This window comes from Pelosinus sp. sgz500959 (genome assembly GCF_042610375.1).
Classification (GTDB): Bacteria; Bacillota; Negativicutes; order DSM-13327; family DSM-13327; genus CTSoil-075.
Genome location: NZ_JBGJZL010000004.1, coordinates 254,522 through 271,797 on the forward strand (window position 1 = coordinate 254,522; position 17,276 = coordinate 271,797).

A 17,276-nucleotide genomic window follows, 5' to 3' on the forward strand; every position below is an offset into this window, starting at 1 on the left:
TTATGGGAAAAAAAGATGCACAAGAGCAATTGCTGCAAGATGTTAAGGAGATTGTGAATCAATGTGATCGTTGTGGTACCTGTTTAACAGTCTGTCCCTTATTTGAAGTCAAAGATGTGGAATCTTCAAGTGCTCGCGGTAAGAATAATATCATTCGCGGTATGATCCAAGGGGTACTTAAAGATGAAACTCAGGTGCTGGATAAGGTAAACTTTTGTTTGTTGTGCCGAACTTGTGTAGATAGCTGCCCCAATAAGATCAAAACTGATGATGCGATGATTGGAATACGCCAATATTTTTCTAATAAGGCAGGTAGCCCAGGTGCAAAATATAAGGCATTGGGGGCTTTAATGAAGAATCGGACACTTATAAAGATATCTGCTGGTACTCTTAAAGTGTTGCGCAAGATTGGTGTGAATCATTTAATTCCCCGTGGTATTGTTCCCAGTGAATTTACTCGGCAGAATTATCTGGCATCATTTAGAGGTCCTGCTATTCTCGGTAGTTCTGTAGTAAAGTCCTCTATTCAAATGTCTAGCAATACAAAAGTTGCTTATTTTAAAGGGTGCGGTATGAGTATGATGTTTCCTGATGCGGTCGAAGAAACAATAAAAATACTACAGTCTTTGGTAGATCCACTACTCGTCAATAATATGTGCTGCGGTTTGCCACACCTTGCTCATGGATTACGTCCTGAATTTTTAGAAATGGCCAAGGAAAACATTGCCTTATTTGAAAAGGCAGAGATTATTGTGAGTGATTGTGCCAGCTGCAGCGGTACATTAAAACATATAGCTGCTTATTTTATTGATGATCCCTTATGGCAGGAGCGAGCAATGGCTTTCAGTCAAAAAGTGATGGGGTTAAGTGAATATCTTGTCCATGCAGGCTACACTCCACGAAATCACGTTGCAGCTAAACTGACTTTCCATGAGCCATGCCATCTTGGAAGGGGGCAAGGCATTAAAACTCAACCTAGACAATTATTAAAAGCTGCTGGCAATTATGTTGAAATGGCAGGGGCTAACACATGCTGCGGTGGCGCAGGTTCATTTCATATTGACTATCCTGACATCGCTACATCAATCTTAGATAAAAAACGAATGAATATTGAAAATAGCGGTGCGCAAATTGTTGTTTCTGAATGCCCAACCTGCCTTGTCCAACTCAATAAAGCCGCAACACAAAGTTGTGGTAAGTTTAAAGTCATGCATATTAGCCAAGTATTATGAATGAAAAATGCTAACCAACACTTTTTTACGAAGCGTTAGTTAGCATTTTTCATTCCTTATATTATAAAGTAGTTAATGAAGTACCTAAGGCATTGGCAGCTAAAATAGCAGCGCATACACTTTCAGGTGTAACGATAAAGGGTTCATTATGAATCGTTTCACCAGTAGCGCAGGCAACGATAGCTACATTCATTATTTTTTCTTCAGTAATCTCAGTCACACCAATGTCTGATAAGGTAACAGGAAGACCAACTTCGCGGCAGAATTGAATGACTTCTGCCAATTCTTCTCGCGAACGATTTTCCATGACCATTTGTACGAGTGTTCCAAAAGCTACCTTTTCACCATGATAATACTGGTGAGTTTCTTCTAATACAGTAAAACCATTATGTATTGAGTGAGCAGCCGCTAATCCTGAACTTTCAAATCCAATGCCACTTAGCAGCGTATTTGCTTCAACAACTTTCTCTACAGCTTCGGTAACGACCTTATTTTCTACTGCAAGTTTAGCTTGTAAACCATATTTAATAAGAATGTCATAAGACAAACGAGCAAGACAAAGGGCAGCAGAGGTTGAATGACCACCGGGCAAATTCGATGCAAAAGATTTTGCACAAGCGTCAGCTTCGAACCAGGTAGCGAGTGCATCTCCCATTCCTGAAACAAGAAGACGAACTGGAGCCTTAGCAATTATCCCAGTATCCACCAGTATTAGATCTGGATTTTTTGGCAATAAAAGATAGGATTCAAAAATGCCATCAGGAGTATAAATGACAGATAAAGCACTGCAAGGGGCATCAGTTGCTGCTATTGTTGGAACAATCACAACAGGTAATTTTGCATAATGAGCGACGGCTTTAGCTGTATCTAAGGCTTTTCCTCCTCCAATGCCGATAATAACATTTAAATTTTCTTGTTTTACGATAGATAAAATTCGATCGATTTCTTGTTTTGAACATTCTCCAGTAAATTCTTCGATCCGTAAACCAATATGACTCGTAGAAAAACTTTGTTCAATAGCAGAACGGACTGTTCCTAGTCCCCTCTTTCCACCAAGTACCAATCCCTTATCGCCAAAAATTTTTACCTGTTCACCAATTTCATGAATGGCTCCTGCACCTTGGACATAACGGTTGGGTGAAATCAAAATTTTACTCATATCGTTCCTCCTCGTATTTTATTTATATATGTCGCAATAATCAGATTATATAATGGAAAATATCTTCTACTCCTATAGATCATTGTTTAGTTGTAGTATAATTTTGCTAAAAAATGGGATGTGTAAAAGTACTTATGATAACATCACTCAGTATCACCATCAGTGAAATTGAAAAAAGTAGGCAATCAATTCTGTGCCTACTTTTTATGAGTTGATTATTTATTTTTTAAATTTTAAATGGGGAAGATGATCCTAGCGAGATAAATGGCTAATGTTAGTGTGACAGTGCTAAAAATAGTAGAGACCATGACAGCTTGTGAGGCAAAATCTTGGTAACTATCGCATTCGACAGCGATTAATGCTGTATTAACTGCTGTTGGAACAGAATATGCAATCAATATGGTTTGGGCTACAACGCCATGAAAATCCATAAGATGGATAAATAGCACTGCGAGCATTGGTCCAATGATAAGCCTTGTAAATGCGGAGAGATGAACATCGACACTACGCAAATCAAATTCAGTTTTGGCAAGTTGTGCTCCGAGTGTTAATAAGGAGATTGGGACGAGTCCGTTTTTAAGGTATACGAGAGCAGGCCAGAGAGTGGCCTGAGTCATATCAATTTCAAAATTCTTCAATAAAAATACAAGAGGCAGTGCATAGATAGAAGGCATGGTAAAAACTTTTAAAAGTGAGTCTTTACCTGTCATTCTAGCTCGTCCCGCGTTAAAAAATCCGATGGTATTGCTTGAGAGGTTTTGTAATACGAGTATCATGATTTGTACGGTAATTGCTTCGTCAAGATAAGGTGTTTTTCCATCGACAACAAAAGGCGCACTAGAAAAAATGAGTATGATGAGGGATAAGCCGATATTGCCCGAATTATTAAACATAATTGAATTTTTAAAAGCATTTGTGAGTCCTACATCATAGTTGCGAATTTTTGCAATCATCCGTCCCAAAAGGTCGTTTGCAATTAGTAATAATACTCCACAAAAAAAGAATTTAAGCATATCAAATTTTAAAGTTGTTTCATAAAGGTTAACGAATATGAAACAAGGCACAAATAAATAAAAAAGCAATTTGCTAAGGCTTGGTATATCTAAAGTAAATTTTCTACTTAGAATAAAACCTAAACCGATTAATATAAATATAGGTGTAATATTATGATTGAGTATATGGAAAAAAATAGACATATAAGATCCTTTCTATTTATAATTAAATTTCTATATCTATGTATTTTCCCAGTATTTACATCATAAGTCAAACTATATTTGCACCTATTAGACAATCTTACTTTTCAAGTGTAATATGATAGTAATGATTTGCGGTTGTGAAAGAGCAGGTGTTATTTTTTGAATTTTAAATTTAAATGTAAATTGCAGACTAAAATTATGCTATTAGTCTTTGCTGTTGTTGTTGTTGCTTTATTGACTACGAATGTCTTAATTTCTCGTAGTACTGAACTGGAAATTACAGATGGTATTGGTCGTCAGGCCATGAGTATCGCACATCTTGTCGCTCGCTCTCCAATTGTAATTGAGGGGCTGTCCAAAGGACGAAATATTGAGGAGATGAAAAACTATACTAGTGAAAGTGCTACGGCGGCTGATGTTGAATATGTTGTTATTTTAAACATGCAGGGAGTGCGGGAGGCTCATCCAGATCGGAGAAAAATTGGTGAACGTTTTGTAGGGGGGGATGAAGCAGAGGCGCTGCTAGGGCAAGAATATACTTCAATTGCACGAGGAACCTTAGGTGATTCTTTGCGGGCCTTTGTACCAGTAATTGATGAAGGTGGGCAGCAAGTTGGTGTGGTCGTTGTTGGCATACTTATGGATGATATAAAAATTTTAGTTAAACAAGTCAGTAATGTACTATTAGTAGCTACAGCAATTGGTATGTCTGTAGGTATTATTGGGGCTTTTATGTTGTCATATAATATTAAGAAAACCTTATTTGGGCTCGAACCCGAGGCGATCGCTAAGCGACTTGAGGAACGCAATGCCATGCTGTACTCAGTGCGTGAAGGAATTATTGCTGTTGATAAGCAAGGTATGATCACTTTAGTCAACGATGAAGCATTGAGGATGCTCACAATGGCAGGGGTATATGGCAATCCTATTAATAAACCTGTTGGAAATTATGTACCTAATACAAGGTTAATTGAGGTGATTCAATCTGGAAAGGCAGAATTGGATCAAGAACAGGATTTTTATGGTTTATCAGTTCTGACGAATCGTTTACCTATGGTCGTTGATGGCAAAATAATTGGTGCTATTTCTACTTTTCGTGATAAGACAGAAGTGAAGATGCTTGCCGAACAATTAACAGGGGTGCGAGATTATGTTGATGCGCTTAGGGCTCAAGCTCATGAATTTATGAATCAATTACATGTTATTTTAGGATTAGTCAATTTGGAAAGCTATAAACAATTGGCAACTTATATTAATCGAATTGTTTCAGAGCATGAAGCTGAGTTAAGTTTTGTTGCGAAGCGGATTCGTGAACCAGTGATTGCTGGATTTATCTTAAGTAAGTTAAGTTTGGCGAGAGAGAACGACATCATTATGCATTTGGCCGAAGAAAGTTATGTTCCCCAACCCAAGCAGGAAAAAATCATCTATGAATTGGTAACTGTTATTGGAAATTTAGTTGAAAATGCTTTTGATGCAGTTAAAAATTCAGATCATCGGGAAGTTGAATTGCATATGTATTGTGATGAAGATACCTTATGTATACATGTAAGCGATACTGGAGAAGGTATTTTACCAGAATTAAGTGATCATCTTTTTGAAAAAGGTATTTCTAGCAAGGGTGATCAACGAGGGTTTGGTTTGTATCTTGTTCGGCGTAGTTTGGAAGAGTTAGAGGGCGAGATTGAGTTTGAGACACGACCAGGTGAAGGAACTGTATTTACAGTACGAATTCCTTATGAAATAAAGGAGGAACAAGATGATTAAGGTTATGATTGTAGAAGATGATCCCATGGTAGCAGAGTTAAACCGCCGTTATATTGAAAGGATACCAGGCTTTTTATTTTGTAGTATCGCTTCAAATGGTGATGAAGCACTTGATATTCTCAAGAAGACTCAAATTGATTTGGTGTTGTTAGATATTTTTATGCCAAGTATGAATGGTCTAGAGTTGCTCTCAAAAATTCGTGAGCTAAATTATAGTGTTGATGTGATTGTCGTGTCAGCAGCACGGGATAATAAAACGATTCAGACGGTACTTAGAAATGGTGCTGTTGACTACTTGATCAAACCTTTTGAGTTTGAGCGCTTACAAAGTGCCTTAGTGTCTTTTAAAAAGAGACTGAAGCTAATTAAAAAAAATACTAACCTATCTCAGAGTGAATTAGATCAACAGATCTTCTCTGGAATTTCAAATGAAAATGTAGAATTGCCAAAAGGATTGGATCGCAACACAATTAAAAGAGTATGGGATCAAATTTTAGAAGTGAAGGGAGAGTTTACGGCTGAAACAATGGCAACTTCTGTAGGACTTTCACCTGTATCCATTCGAAAATATCTTAAACATTTTCAAAACAACGATTTATTGAGTACTGAAATTAGCTATGGTGCAGTTGGACGACCTGTATATAAATATCGTTGTACCCGCGAACAAGAGTAGAAGGGGGATTGTCATGGCGCGAAAAACAAGCCGGAAAAATGCTTGGATGATTGTGTTAGCATTGATTGTTATGGGAGTATTGTATTTAAAAGCATCTGGTCCGTCCACAGAACCGCACGCTCCACTTCATGATCTGGAAAAGACTGGAGCTGGTACTGTTATTGATTTTACAGGGCAAGGGAATAAAATCCATACTGCTGTTGATGAGGCATTGAAAAAAAATGGTTTGTCAGTAAGTAATATAAAGGAAGCTGTGAAAGAAGTTCCACGGCAAAAAGTTGAGGGTGTAATTCGCTGGCATACACGGCAACTATTAGTCAATGTACCTGTAGACATGTCAGCTGAAACATTGCAACAAACCTTACAGGCAGGTATAAAAGGTGTTAGTGGTCAAGTTATATCTTCTCAGCCAGACAATTATCAAGGATTATCAGTTGTACGTTTGGATATCGGGTTGAAAGATCATGTAGCAGGGGAGGATATTACTGTTATCAGTGATCAAATCTACCTTACAAAAGAAAAAACAGCATCCATTGTCAAGAAGCCGCCTGAAGTCAAAGGACGTGGACAAATGGCGATTGTAATTGATGATTTTGGATATAGTAAAGAACCGATTGCTGCTTTTGCGGCTATTGGCCGTCCATTGACCTTTGCTGTTTTGCCATACCGTCCTTTTAGTAATGAAGCTGCTGCTAGGGGAATGAGTTCAGGGCACCAAGTTATGTTACATTTACCCATGGAACCCTTAGCTCAGGGGGAACAATCTGAGAAAATAACCATTACGATCAATTTAAGTGATGAAGAAATTCATGATATAGCTAAAAAAGCCATTCAATCCATACCAGGATTGATTGGGGTTAATAATCATCAAGGTTCAAGAGCAACGGCTGATCGGAGGGTCATGAAAGCTGCACTTGGAGAAATAAAAGAAAATAATTTATTCTTTCTTGATAGTCGTACCAATAGCCAATCCATCGGTGCTGAAACTGCGCGGCAGATGGGGGTTAGGACTGGAGTGAATGAATTATTTATTGATAATACGGATGACGTCAATGCTGTGAAAGCAAAATTGCGGACGGCGCAAGATATGGCAATTCAGCATGGTATTGTAACTGTCATTGGTCATGCCCGTATGAATACAGCTAAAGCTGTGAGTGAGATGGTGCCTGAGCTCGAAGCCAATGGGATACAATTGATTTTTGTTTCGCAAGTTGTAAAATAAAGTAACAAGAATGAAACAGCTGTTTATGATGATTGAAATCATAAACAGCTGTTTTGTACTATTTATAACGTAATTACTTAACTTTGTTAATCTTATTCATCAGTATTCCTGCAGCGATTTTACTGCGTTTATGGCATTGAAAAAATAAAAAGAAAAAATATTCAAATAAGTATTGCAATTTTGATTTTTCCATGATATTATTTACTCAAGCACCATCCTTACAAATGACTTAAAGCACTGCAAAGAGGTTTAGGGCTAATGTTCTAGTCGATGCAACCAGTTAGTCGGTTATGAGGTAGAGTGTTCTTTCTCGTGGATTCGCCTTGGTAAACCAGTAATATGCATGTATCATTCCCCGTAACGATGGTCATTTCCGTTTTGAAAGTTAAGAAGGTGTCCAGTTTTTTGGTTAAGAGTTAACAACTAAATAATTTTCGTCCTGAAAGGTTGAGGTTGAGTATTGTCTCAAGTAAGACAAGGGTAGGGATGGCTGCTTTTTTTGAGAGAAGGATAATCCTTCTCTCTTTCATTTTTGCCACTGTTTAAAGTATACTGTCGATAAATATCAGAACAACTCTTGACACTAGCACATCTTTCATTTATTATATATTATATACGATAATGAGAATTGATATCAACCCATTTAGGAGGAATATAGAATGAGTAAGTTTCTGAGTGATTTACTGCCAGGCGAAACCGGAATCGTAAAAAAAGTAATTGGTAACAGTATGATTAAACGCCGTATTATTGATATGGGTGTTGTAGCTGGAGCTGTTATTGAAGTCCAGAAGTTTGCACCTCTAGGAGATCCTATGGAAGTGAAAGTAAAAGGTTTTAATTTATCCCTACGTAAAAATGAAGCTGAGATGATTGAATTAGAAATCGCCTAAAGTATAGGAGGGATTGCTATGCCGCTTGCGCTTGTTGGAATTGGACAAAAGTGTATAGTTAAAGGTTTTGCCTGCTCTTGCGAGGTACGTATGCGCATGGTAAATATGGGATTTATTCCAGGTTCCTTAGTTGAAGTGATGAGTCGTGTGAATGGAACCTTACTAGTCAGAGTAGGACAGTCACGGTTAATGTTAGACTGTTGCTTGGCTACCCAAATACAGGTTATTTAGAAAAATATTATAGATGATAATGATAATCAATGTCGAAAATAGTGCTAGATTCTGAAAGGGGAATGGTAATGGGAGATAAGAATATAACGGTAGCATTAGTCGGTAATCCGAATTCAGGAAAAACCACAATTTTTAACAATTTGACAGGTGGTCGTCAACATGTTGGAAATTATCCAGGAGTTACTGTAGAGAAAAAAGAAGGTTATCGAAAATTTAAAGATAATGACTTTTTGATTGTGGATTTACCTGGTACTTATAGTTTGACAGCTTATTCTTTGGAAGAAGTTGTGACACGAAATTTTATTGTAAATGATAAACCTGATATGGTTATTGATATCTTAGATACATCAAATTTAGAGCGAAATTTATATTTAACAGTACAACTTTTAGAGTTGGAGCGCCCAGTGGTTTTGGCTTTAAATATGATCGACGTAGCAGATGCTTCAGGTCTAAAAATCAATGATCAAAAATTCTCAGAACGTTTAGGTGGCATCCCAGTAGTACGTACTAATGGTGTAAATAATAAGGGAATGGAAGAACTTTTAAACCAAATCCCAGTCGCAAGTGGCAATAAATCCAAAACTCAGTTTAAGCTTAATTATGGGACTGACATTGAAGAAGCAATCCAACAGCTCGAGCCTTTGTTGGCACCACTCTATAAGAATATTCAATTTCCTGTTCGATGGTTAGCGTTGAAATTATTGGAAAATGATTCGAATATTATTGATGTGATTAAAGGATTAACTGATGGTAAAAATATTGTCGATCTAAGTGACAAACTACGGGCTGAACTTCTTCATAAACTTGGTGAAGATGTAGAAGTTTTTATCGCTGGACAACGCTATCAGTTTGTTGGCAAAGTATATCAGCATGCTGTTGATAATCGATTGGTGAATAAAGAAACAGTTTCTGATAAAATTGACCGAGTTTTAACGAATCGAATGTTTGGTTTACCCATATTTTTTGCCTTGATGTGGATTGTATTTAATTTAGTATTTACATTAGGTAATATTCCTGCTGATTGGATTGATGCTCAATTTGGTCTATTGGGTAAGTTTCTGGATGGTATAATCAGTGATGGACCTCTTAAATCCTTACTTGTTGATGGTGTTGTCGGTGGGGTTGGTAGTGTTCTTGTTTTTGTACCAAATATCTTATTGTTATTTTTAGCAATTGCAATATTGGAAGATACTGGATATATGGCAAGGGCTGCCTTTATCATGGATAGGGTTATGAGAAGATTTGGTCTTCATGGAAAATCCTTTATTCCTTTATTATTAGGTTTTGGTTGCAGTGCGACTGCAATGATGGGAACTCGGACATTAGAAAATCCTCGTGACCGGGTTATTACGATGCTTGTGACACCGCTCATGAGTTGTAGTGCGAAATTACCTGTTTATACCATTTTGATTGCAGCTTTTTTTGATGAGAAAATTGCTGGTAATGTATTGTTTTCTATTTATTTTTTAGGAATTATTTTATCAATGTTAATGGCTTGGCTTTTCCGTAGTACGTTTTTCCAAGGTGAAAGCGAACCTTTTGTTATGGAATTGCCACCTTACCGTATACCAACCGCTAAAAGCGTGATTATTCATATGTGGGAACGTAGCACTTTGTATTTGAAAAAAGCTGGGACAATTATTCTTGCTGCTTCCATCTTAATGTGGTTCTTGACAACTTATCCTAAAGATATTGAATACTCTAAGGATTATGATGCTTTGGTAGGTCAAGCAGAAGAAGCATATACCCAACAAGTGAATGAAGAAGTATTTACGCAATTCAATATTGAAGAACTAGAGCAAAATGAACAATTAGCAGCTTTAGTTGATGAAATTCAGAAAAATGAAGAACAATTTGCAGAAGATACCAAAGAACTCGATGAAGATAGTAGTGAGTATGCTAAATTAGAAGAAGAAAAAACAGCGAAAAATCTACAGATTGAAACGGAAAATAGTGAACTTTACCCTTATGCTTCAAAATATGTAGAGCTTACTCAACAATTAAATGAAAAAAAGGGTGAGATCGAAAATGACAAATCCAGTGAACAATTGGAAAAAAGTTATGCTGGGCAATTTGGTAAAGCCATTGAGCCTGCAATAAGACCTCTTGGTTTCGATTGGCGCGTTGGTATTAGTCTTGTATCTGGTGTAACTGCCAAAGAAGTAGTCATTAGTACAATGGGAACTATTTATAGTCTTGGTAGTGATGGTGAAAATGCGAAGAGTATGACTAAAGCTCTGCAAAAAGATGAAAACATGAATCCTTTAGTTGCTTATTCATTAATGGTCTTTGTCTTGATTTATTCACCTTGCTTGGCGGCTTTGGCTGTCATGAGACGTGAGACCAATTCATGGAAATGGCCTGCAGTGAGTATGGTTTACTCAACAACCTTAGCATGGATTGTAACATTCATTGTTTATCAAGGTGGTAGATTGCTAGGATTTGGTGGTTAATTAAAATTGTTAGTCTGACGGGAGAGAGATATAGGGAATTCCTATATCTCGTCCCTGATGAATTTAAATTAAGGTATTAACTACTTAGAGAATCTTATATTAGTATGACATTTCAATCCTTATAATATACTAATGAATAAAAGTAGAGAGGGGAAGTTTATATGCAAACAGCAATCGTATACATAATAGGAGCAGTGGCAGTCGGTTATTTTGCCATAACGATTTGGAAAAAAATCAAAGGTCAAGGATCATGCTGTGGGTCAGATGGTTGTGGTAGCTGTGGTTCCACAGGAAAATGTAAATAAGTAAATGAGGTGGAGTAACCTCAAACTTATTTTTTTAACAATTTATTGAGAATGATAATCAATAGCAAATAAAAAAGGAGGTATTTATATGTCAATTGTAGTAATTGGTGCGGATTATTTGGGGATCATTGAGAAAAATTTATATTCATTAGGTGTGACGGAATTAACCCATATTGATGGGAGAAAAGTACAGAATCAAAATAAAATTAATATACCTCAAAAAACAGATTTCGTATTAGTTTTAACAGATTATGTGAATCACAATACAGCTAAAATGATTAAAGCAATTGCAAAAACAAAAGATATACCTTTGGTTTTTTCAAAACGTTCATGGGGATCTGTAGAAGAAAAAATAATGTCTGCAGGCGTGATGAACTAATTCATAATAACAATCAATGGGTTATATAGGGGGAAATGATTGTGTGTTGGAAGAAAAATTTACAAAAACAAGAAACTAAGAATGAAGGAGATTTCTTCTTTAGATGGCTGGCCGTGGAACTAGCACCAACAATTTATGGTGAAAAACCAGGTACTATTCTTAATTTGATGAATACATCTAAATTACCGATGAAAACATTATGGCTTGAGTATGGGCCTAGTTTATTAGAAAAAAGTAATATTAAATGGATTGTAGTAAAAGATGAATTAAAAAGCATGAAGATTTTCTTTTATCGTGTGGATTTATTAAGCGAACATGTAAATGATCCAATAATCAGTGAGTTTTTAGCAGGATTTGGTTATCAATCAGCGATGAACTTAGAAGAAAAGCTACTTTATTTTAAAGAACGTTTTCACTATACCTGTCCTCACGAAATGGGTGTCTTTTTAGGAATTCCTCTTAAAGATGTTTTGGGCTTTATGGGGATGAGTGAAGAGTGTCGTACCTGTGAGGGGATGTGGCAGATTTATGGTGATCCTGTATCTTCATTAGGTATTATGAAACGTATGGAAGCTACTAAAAATCAAGTTGTGAATTGGATGACGGAAGGATATGCGGTGACCGATGTTTTGTGTGGAGCATGTTTATAAATGGCATAAAAGATGGTATCAATAAATGATTATTTTATTGATACCATTTTTTTCTTTACATTATCAAAGGAACACAGTTATAATGGATTTTGTCAGCAAAATAATACATAGAATACATTATTAGAAAATGATATTTTATGTTGTCGATCTGTTAGAAAGCTGATTGAAAATAGTGAGTCCGGTAGATAAAACTACGATTTTGATAATGAATGAGGTTTAATTATTAATAATGATAATAATGGGTGGAAAGAAATCAGCTGTTAAAGCTGGTTTTCTAGTAGTGATTGTCTTGGCAGTTTTGTTATTAGTGCATTTTGTTGGTGTAAGTCGTCTAACGCCAGAAGCGATCCGGAAGTTGATTTTATCCTTTGGTTGGTGGGGACCTGCAGCCTACATTTTTATTTACACTATTAGACCCTTACTGCTATTTCCAGCGATTATTCTAACCTTAGCAGGTGGGTTAGCCTTTGGACCTTGGTGGGGAACCTTATATGTGGTGATTGGTGGGCTACTCGGTGCATGTCTGTGTTTTGTCATTGCTCGCTTTTTAGGTCAGGAAAAAATGAAAAAATATTTGGGTCAATTTCCTCAGATACAGGCCTTTGATGATCAGATTGTGGAACATGGTTTTCGAACCATGTTAATCATGCGTGTTGTGCCTATTTTTCCTTATGATCCAGTTAGTTATTTGGCAGGTTTATCCAATATCCGTTTTCGTGATTATGCGCTTGCTACTGGCATTGGTATGATACCTGGAGCTTTTGCATATAATGTTCTCGGATATTCTTTGACTGATATGTTATCCCCGACTTTTTTGATGGCACTTGTACTTGTGATCGTTGTCATGTTTACACCACTTGTATATCATTTCGTAAAACATAAATAGATAAAAGTAAAGAGACTTAGCGAAAGTTAAGTCTCTTTACTTTTATCTATTTATTGATCTTTTTATTCCAAAATTCAAGATGTTTAATCTGAAGTTCTTTGCGAGTGAGCTCAGTAGGCCATAGTTTAGTTTTCGGGCTGTGGCGCATAGCAGCCCCTAGGTGAGCATATAATGTACTGTTATTTTTCTCTAAGTCCTTAATTAAATCTTTGGCTTCCTGGCGTTTGGTATGACCATTGAGTGGACATGGGCTTGGAATGGGTGTGAAGCCGTGTAAAGCTGGTGTTTCTTTCAGTTCGAACTCTCGGAAGTAAACCAGTGGACGAATGACAGTGAGGTTACTTTGATCTAAATACGTCGTAGGCAGGAATGTATTGATCTGCCCAGAGTATAGTATACTCATCAAAAAGGTTTCAACAGCATCATCATGATGGTGAGCATAGGCGATTTTATTAAAGCCATTTTCTACTGCAAATTTATTAATGGCACCTCGTCTAAAAAAAGCACAAGTAAAACAAGGATCGTTACCATCATTTTTTTCAATAATACCAGCGATATCAACTTTTTTTGTATAAAAAGGTATATCAAGATTAGCGCAAAATTCAGCAAGGGGAGTGGGATCAAAATCATCGGTAAAAAGAGGATCAATGGTTAAGACGGCTATTTCAAATGGTGTTGCTGAACGTTTGCGAAGGATGGAGAGGGCATAGGTCAGAAAGAGGCTGTCCTTGCCGCCCGATAGGCCAATGAGTATTTTATCATCTTTTGCAATCATATCAAATTCAATGATGGCTCGGCAGAGTCGGCCAAAGTAATCTTGGGGTAAGTTATTATTCATTCAACACCTCGTTATGGTTAATTTTATCAAAATAATTCACTAGGGTTTATGATAATTGATTTTCTTTATCTAGTCTAGTGTTTTAAGATGACTTTTTTGCTGTATCTAAGCATTATTGCTATTTATAAACTTTTACCACAATGTTTTGGTAGAAAGAATGACATTTAAAAGTCTTGAAAGTCAAATTTTTCATGATATGATTGAATAAAAGTAAAAAAAAGGTAATTTGTAAAATAAATACCACATGGGATGTGGTAAAAGGGTAGAGGGAAGAATCATGATGTATCCATTAAAATTTAAACCCATTTATAAAGAAAAAATTTGGGGTGGAGATCACCTAAAAAGAATATTTGGTCGAGAGATTCCAAGTTGCCAGATTGGAGAAAGCTGGGATTTGTCAAGTCATCATCATGGTATGAGTATTGTTGCAAATGGAGATTTGGCAGGTCTGAGTTTAGATGAATTAATGACAAAATATAAAGATGAATTGATGGGCAGCCAGCATAAAAATATGAAAATATTTCCATTATTAATTAAAATCATTGATGCAAATGATAATTTATCCATTCAAGTTCATCCTGAGGATCAAGATGCTTACAGGGGTGGAGAGTTTGGAAAAACAGAAGCATGGTATGTGGTATATGCCAAAGAGAATGCACAAATTATATATGGCCTCCAAGATGATATTACCAAAGAAGATTTTGTCAGAGCTATAAAAAATAATGCCATTGCTAAGACCTTGAAAAAGGTTCATGTAAAAGTTGGAGATATGATTTTTGTTCCTGCGGGCACAATCCATGCTCTACTCGATGGTGTAATGGTTTATGAAGTGCAGCAAAATTCTGATACAACTTATCGAATTTATGATTATGATCGGCTGGATGCTGTGGGAAAAGGGCGAGAACTGCAGATTGAGAAAGCTTTAAATACCATTCACTTTGGGCGTCAGCCAAGTTGTGTTTTTCCAGATGAAAAAATTAAATGTCAATATTTTTCTATGGAAAAATTAGTTGTTAGTGGTGAGAAAGAAGAAAAAACTAACAATGCATTTATGATTTATTGTATTATTACTGGTTCAGGAGCCATTCAATATAAACAAGCAATGGAACCTTTATATCCAGGTGATACGATTCTGATACCAGCTTCCTTAGAAAAAGTAATCGTAAAAGGTGAATTAACCTTGCTAAAAATTACATAAAAAACTTGATTAGATAGTAAAGTTAACCGTAGTTAATAAACTTTTACCGTAATATTAAGGTAGAAAGAGTTACTTTTCAAACCCTTGAAAAGCCTTATATTTATGATACTATTTAATTGTCGGAAAAATCAATAAATATTAATTAGTAAATAGAGTACCGTATTTAATGTGGTAGTGAGGTGATTGATTTATGGAACGCTATTTAGAGGTACTTACTATTTTGATCAGCGCCAATCAACCTCTTACTGTTGATAAAATTGCTGAGAGATTGAAAGTATCCAATAAAACAATTCGCAATGACTTAGGTAAAGTTGAGGAATATCTGAGCACTAAAAAAATACAACTGATCAAAAAAACAGGTATGGGTGTAATGGTTGAAGGATTAGAAGAAGAAAAGTTAAATATTGCCCGGGAAATAAGAAATGACAAAGGAGTTATTGAACCTTATTGTCCTAAGAATAGAAAATATTATATTATCAAACGTTTGTTAATGGCTGAAAAATATATCACCATGCAAAGTATTGCAGATGAACTTTATGTCAGTCGGGTGACAATCCACAAAGATTTAACTGAAGTCGAAGTATGGTTGAAAAAATTTGAATTACAACTTGTCAGTAAAACCAATCATGGTATTGAAGTGGTAGGCAAAGAAGAAAATTGGCGTAATGCCGTGATCAGCTTAATTGCCCATGATAAGGAAGAAGATGAACTCAAAGAAATGTTATATGAACATTATGGAGGGCGGATTGATTATAAGACTCTGCGAAAATTAAAAGAATTAATTCAGATTGACTACGGACAGTTAGAAAAAATTGTTACAATGGCTGAACTAAAATTAAAGTTTGCTTTTTCGGATGAAGCATACATTAGCCTTATTATTCATATTGCCATTGCGATTAAAAGATTAGGGAATAAAAAAGATATTTGTTTGGCAGAAGCAACTCTGCTGAAATTAAAAGAAAAAGAAGAATATCAAGTAGCGAAAGAGATTGGGCAGGATATTGGTGATTGCTTTAATGTTCAATTGCCAGAATCTGAAATCGGTTATATTTTATTACATATTTTAGGTGCGAAGACCCAACAAAGTCAAACTGGTGATGTTCATATGGAATTAGATGAAGAAAATAATCTGGCGATTGTGATGGCGAAAGAGATCATCATGATTGCACAGAATGTCTTATCTTACGATTTAAGTCACGACAAGCAACTTTTAAATGGTTTAATCTTACATCTAAGACCAACAATCAATCGCTTAAAATATGGCTTGACCCTTAGGAATCCTATCTTGCATGAAATACAAGAAAACTATCCTGAAGTATATGGTGTAGCTTGGATGACAAGTATTGTATTTGAAAAATATGTAGGTTGCAGAGCGAATGAAGAAGAGATTGGTTATATTGCATTGCACATCGGAGCCGCAGTTGAGCGGGCGCAAAAACCATTTAGGGCATTAGTCGTATGTACGAGTGGAATTGGTACATCTCAACTCCTTGCTGCACGTTTAGGAAGATGTTTTAAAGAAATTGAAGTGAAAGATGTATTATCAGTGACTCTGATTGAAGAGTATATCACTGATGATGTGGATTTTATTATTTCAACAATACCAATATCGAGTCGTGAAGTGAAAAAACCTGTTATACAAATCAGTCCCTTATTATTACAAAATGATATTAAACGCCTTGAGGGTTTTATCGAACAATTGTCTGGGAAAAAAAGAGAGTTTAGTGGAGGGATTATGATGTTGATCAATGAGAATCTTGTATTACTCGATATGGATGTTACGACTAAAGAAGATGCCATTCGATGCTTAGCCTTAGCAGCACAGAACGCTGGGAAACTCAGCTCTCTTGAGGAATTTACTCAGAGTGTTTTGGAGAGAGAAAAAACTTTTTCAACAGGGGTTGGTAATGGAATTGCTATACCACATGGAAAATCAAAAGATGTAAAGGAGGTGATGATCGCATTTGGTAAAGTAAGGAAAGGTATTGAGTGGGATTCTTATGATGGTAGTCCGGTTACTATGATTTTTTTACTCGGTGTACCAATGGAAAATGTGGATAATGTTCATTTAGCAATCTTATCTCAATTATCAAGAAAACTAATGGAAGAGGATTTTGTAGAGAGTTTAAATCAGGCAACAACGATACAGGCAATACTTACTACATTAAATGTGATTCAAGTGGATGGGTGATTTGGT

At 36.1% G+C, this 17,276-nt stretch carries 16 protein-coding genes; 13 read left to right on the forward strand and 3 right to left on the reverse strand.

The window, feature by feature from the left end; all coding sequences use genetic code 11:
* Positions 1-2 precede the first annotated feature (2 nt).
* A complete protein-coding gene (locus tag ACAN52_RS08255) occupies positions 3-1,232 on the forward strand; it encodes a (Fe-S)-binding protein (RefSeq protein ID WP_378954169.1) in 1,230 nt (409 codons plus the stop codon).
* 61 nt (positions 1,233-1,293) lie between these two features.
* Here ACAN52_RS08255 and ACAN52_RS08260 read toward each other — a convergent pair whose 3' ends face one another.
* Together ACAN52_RS08260 and ACAN52_RS08265 are read right to left on the reverse strand one after the other, a co-directional pair.
* The gene (locus ACAN52_RS08260) at positions 1,294-2,391 is read right to left on the reverse strand and encodes a glycerol dehydrogenase (protein WP_378954170.1); all 1,098 of its coding nucleotides are present in this window, start codon (positions 2,389-2,391) and stop codon (positions 1,294-1,296) included.
* 233 nt (positions 2,392-2,624) lie between these two features.
* The gene (locus tag ACAN52_RS08265) at positions 2,625-3,344 is read right to left on the reverse strand and encodes an AEC family transporter (protein WP_378954172.1); all 720 of its coding nucleotides are present in this window, start codon (positions 3,342-3,344) and stop codon (positions 2,625-2,627) included.
* Between the two features lie 402 nt (positions 3,345-3,746).
* On the opposite strand from ACAN52_RS08265, the gene dcuS reads away from it, so the two are divergent.
* The 10 genes from dcuS (at position 3,747) to ACAN52_RS08315 (ending at position 13,043) form a co-directional block, all read left to right on the forward strand.
* Positions 3,747-5,354, forward strand: a complete 1,608-nt coding sequence (gene dcuS, locus ACAN52_RS08270) for a DcuS/MalK family sensor histidine kinase (RefSeq protein WP_378954173.1) — start codon at positions 3,747-3,749, stop codon at positions 5,352-5,354.
* Positions 5,347-6,027, forward strand: coding sequence for a response regulator (locus ACAN52_RS08275; RefSeq protein ID WP_378954174.1), 681 nt, complete (start codon positions 5,347-5,349; stop codon positions 6,025-6,027). The genes dcuS and ACAN52_RS08275 overlap by 8 nt, the downstream gene beginning before the upstream one ends.
* 13 nt (positions 6,028-6,040) lie before the next feature.
* Positions 6,041-7,249: a divergent polysaccharide deacetylase family protein gene (locus ACAN52_RS08280; protein WP_378954177.1), complete on the forward strand. Its 1,209-nt coding sequence runs from the start codon at positions 6,041-6,043 to the stop codon at positions 7,247-7,249.
* 659 nt (positions 7,250-7,908) lie between these two features.
* The gene (locus tag ACAN52_RS08285; protein WP_378954178.1) at positions 7,909-8,139 is read left to right on the forward strand and encodes a ferrous iron transport protein A; all 231 of its coding nucleotides are present in this window, start codon (positions 7,909-7,911) and stop codon (positions 8,137-8,139) included.
* A gap of 18 nt (positions 8,140-8,157) precedes the next feature.
* On the forward strand, positions 8,158-8,370 hold the full coding sequence (locus tag ACAN52_RS08290; protein WP_378954179.1) for a ferrous iron transport protein A: 213 nt from the start codon (positions 8,158-8,160) through the stop codon (positions 8,368-8,370).
* 68 nt (positions 8,371-8,438) lie between these two features.
* On the forward strand, positions 8,439-10,823 hold the full coding sequence (gene feoB / locus ACAN52_RS08295) for a ferrous iron transport protein B (protein WP_378954180.1): 2,385 nt from the start codon (positions 8,439-8,441) through the stop codon (positions 10,821-10,823).
* 161 nt (positions 10,824-10,984) lie between these two features.
* Positions 10,985-11,128 (forward strand): FeoB-associated Cys-rich membrane protein, encoded by a 144-nt coding sequence (locus ACAN52_RS08300; protein ID WP_378954181.1) that lies wholly within the window; start codon positions 10,985-10,987, stop codon positions 11,126-11,128.
* An 88-nt stretch (positions 11,129-11,216) separates the two neighbouring features.
* Positions 11,217-11,507 carry a DUF2325 domain-containing protein gene (locus ACAN52_RS08305; protein ID WP_378954183.1) on the forward strand — a complete coding sequence of 97 codons (291 nt, stop codon included), beginning with the start codon at positions 11,217-11,219 and terminating at the stop codon, positions 11,505-11,507.
* 41 nt (positions 11,508-11,548) lie between these two features.
* Positions 11,549-12,157 carry a DUF3793 family protein gene (locus ACAN52_RS08310; RefSeq protein WP_378954184.1) on the forward strand — a complete coding sequence of 203 codons (609 nt, stop codon included), beginning with the start codon at positions 11,549-11,551 and terminating at the stop codon, positions 12,155-12,157.
* Positions 12,158-12,386: 229 nt separating this feature from the next.
* Positions 12,387-13,043, forward strand: a complete 657-nt coding sequence (locus ACAN52_RS08315; protein WP_378954185.1) for a TVP38/TMEM64 family protein — start codon at positions 12,387-12,389, stop codon at positions 13,041-13,043.
* A gap of 46 nt (positions 13,044-13,089) precedes the next feature.
* Here the strand turns inward: ACAN52_RS08315 and ACAN52_RS08320 are convergent, their stop codons facing one another.
* On the reverse strand, positions 13,090-13,881 hold the full coding sequence (locus ACAN52_RS08320) for a tRNA 2-thiocytidine biosynthesis TtcA family protein (RefSeq protein WP_378954187.1): 792 nt from the start codon (positions 13,879-13,881) through the stop codon (positions 13,090-13,092).
* A 277-nt stretch (positions 13,882-14,158) separates the two neighbouring features.
* Between ACAN52_RS08320 and ACAN52_RS08325 the strand changes: the two genes are divergently transcribed.
* Complete coding sequence (locus ACAN52_RS08325) at positions 14,159-15,079, forward strand: type I phosphomannose isomerase catalytic subunit (RefSeq protein WP_378954188.1); 921 nt, start codon at positions 14,159-14,161, stop codon at positions 15,077-15,079.
* Positions 15,080-15,269: 190 nt separating this feature from the next.
* Positions 15,270-17,270, forward strand: a complete 2,001-nt coding sequence (locus ACAN52_RS08330) for a BglG family transcription antiterminator (RefSeq protein WP_378954189.1) — start codon at positions 15,270-15,272, stop codon at positions 17,268-17,270.
* Positions 17,271-17,276 lie beyond the last annotated feature (6 nt).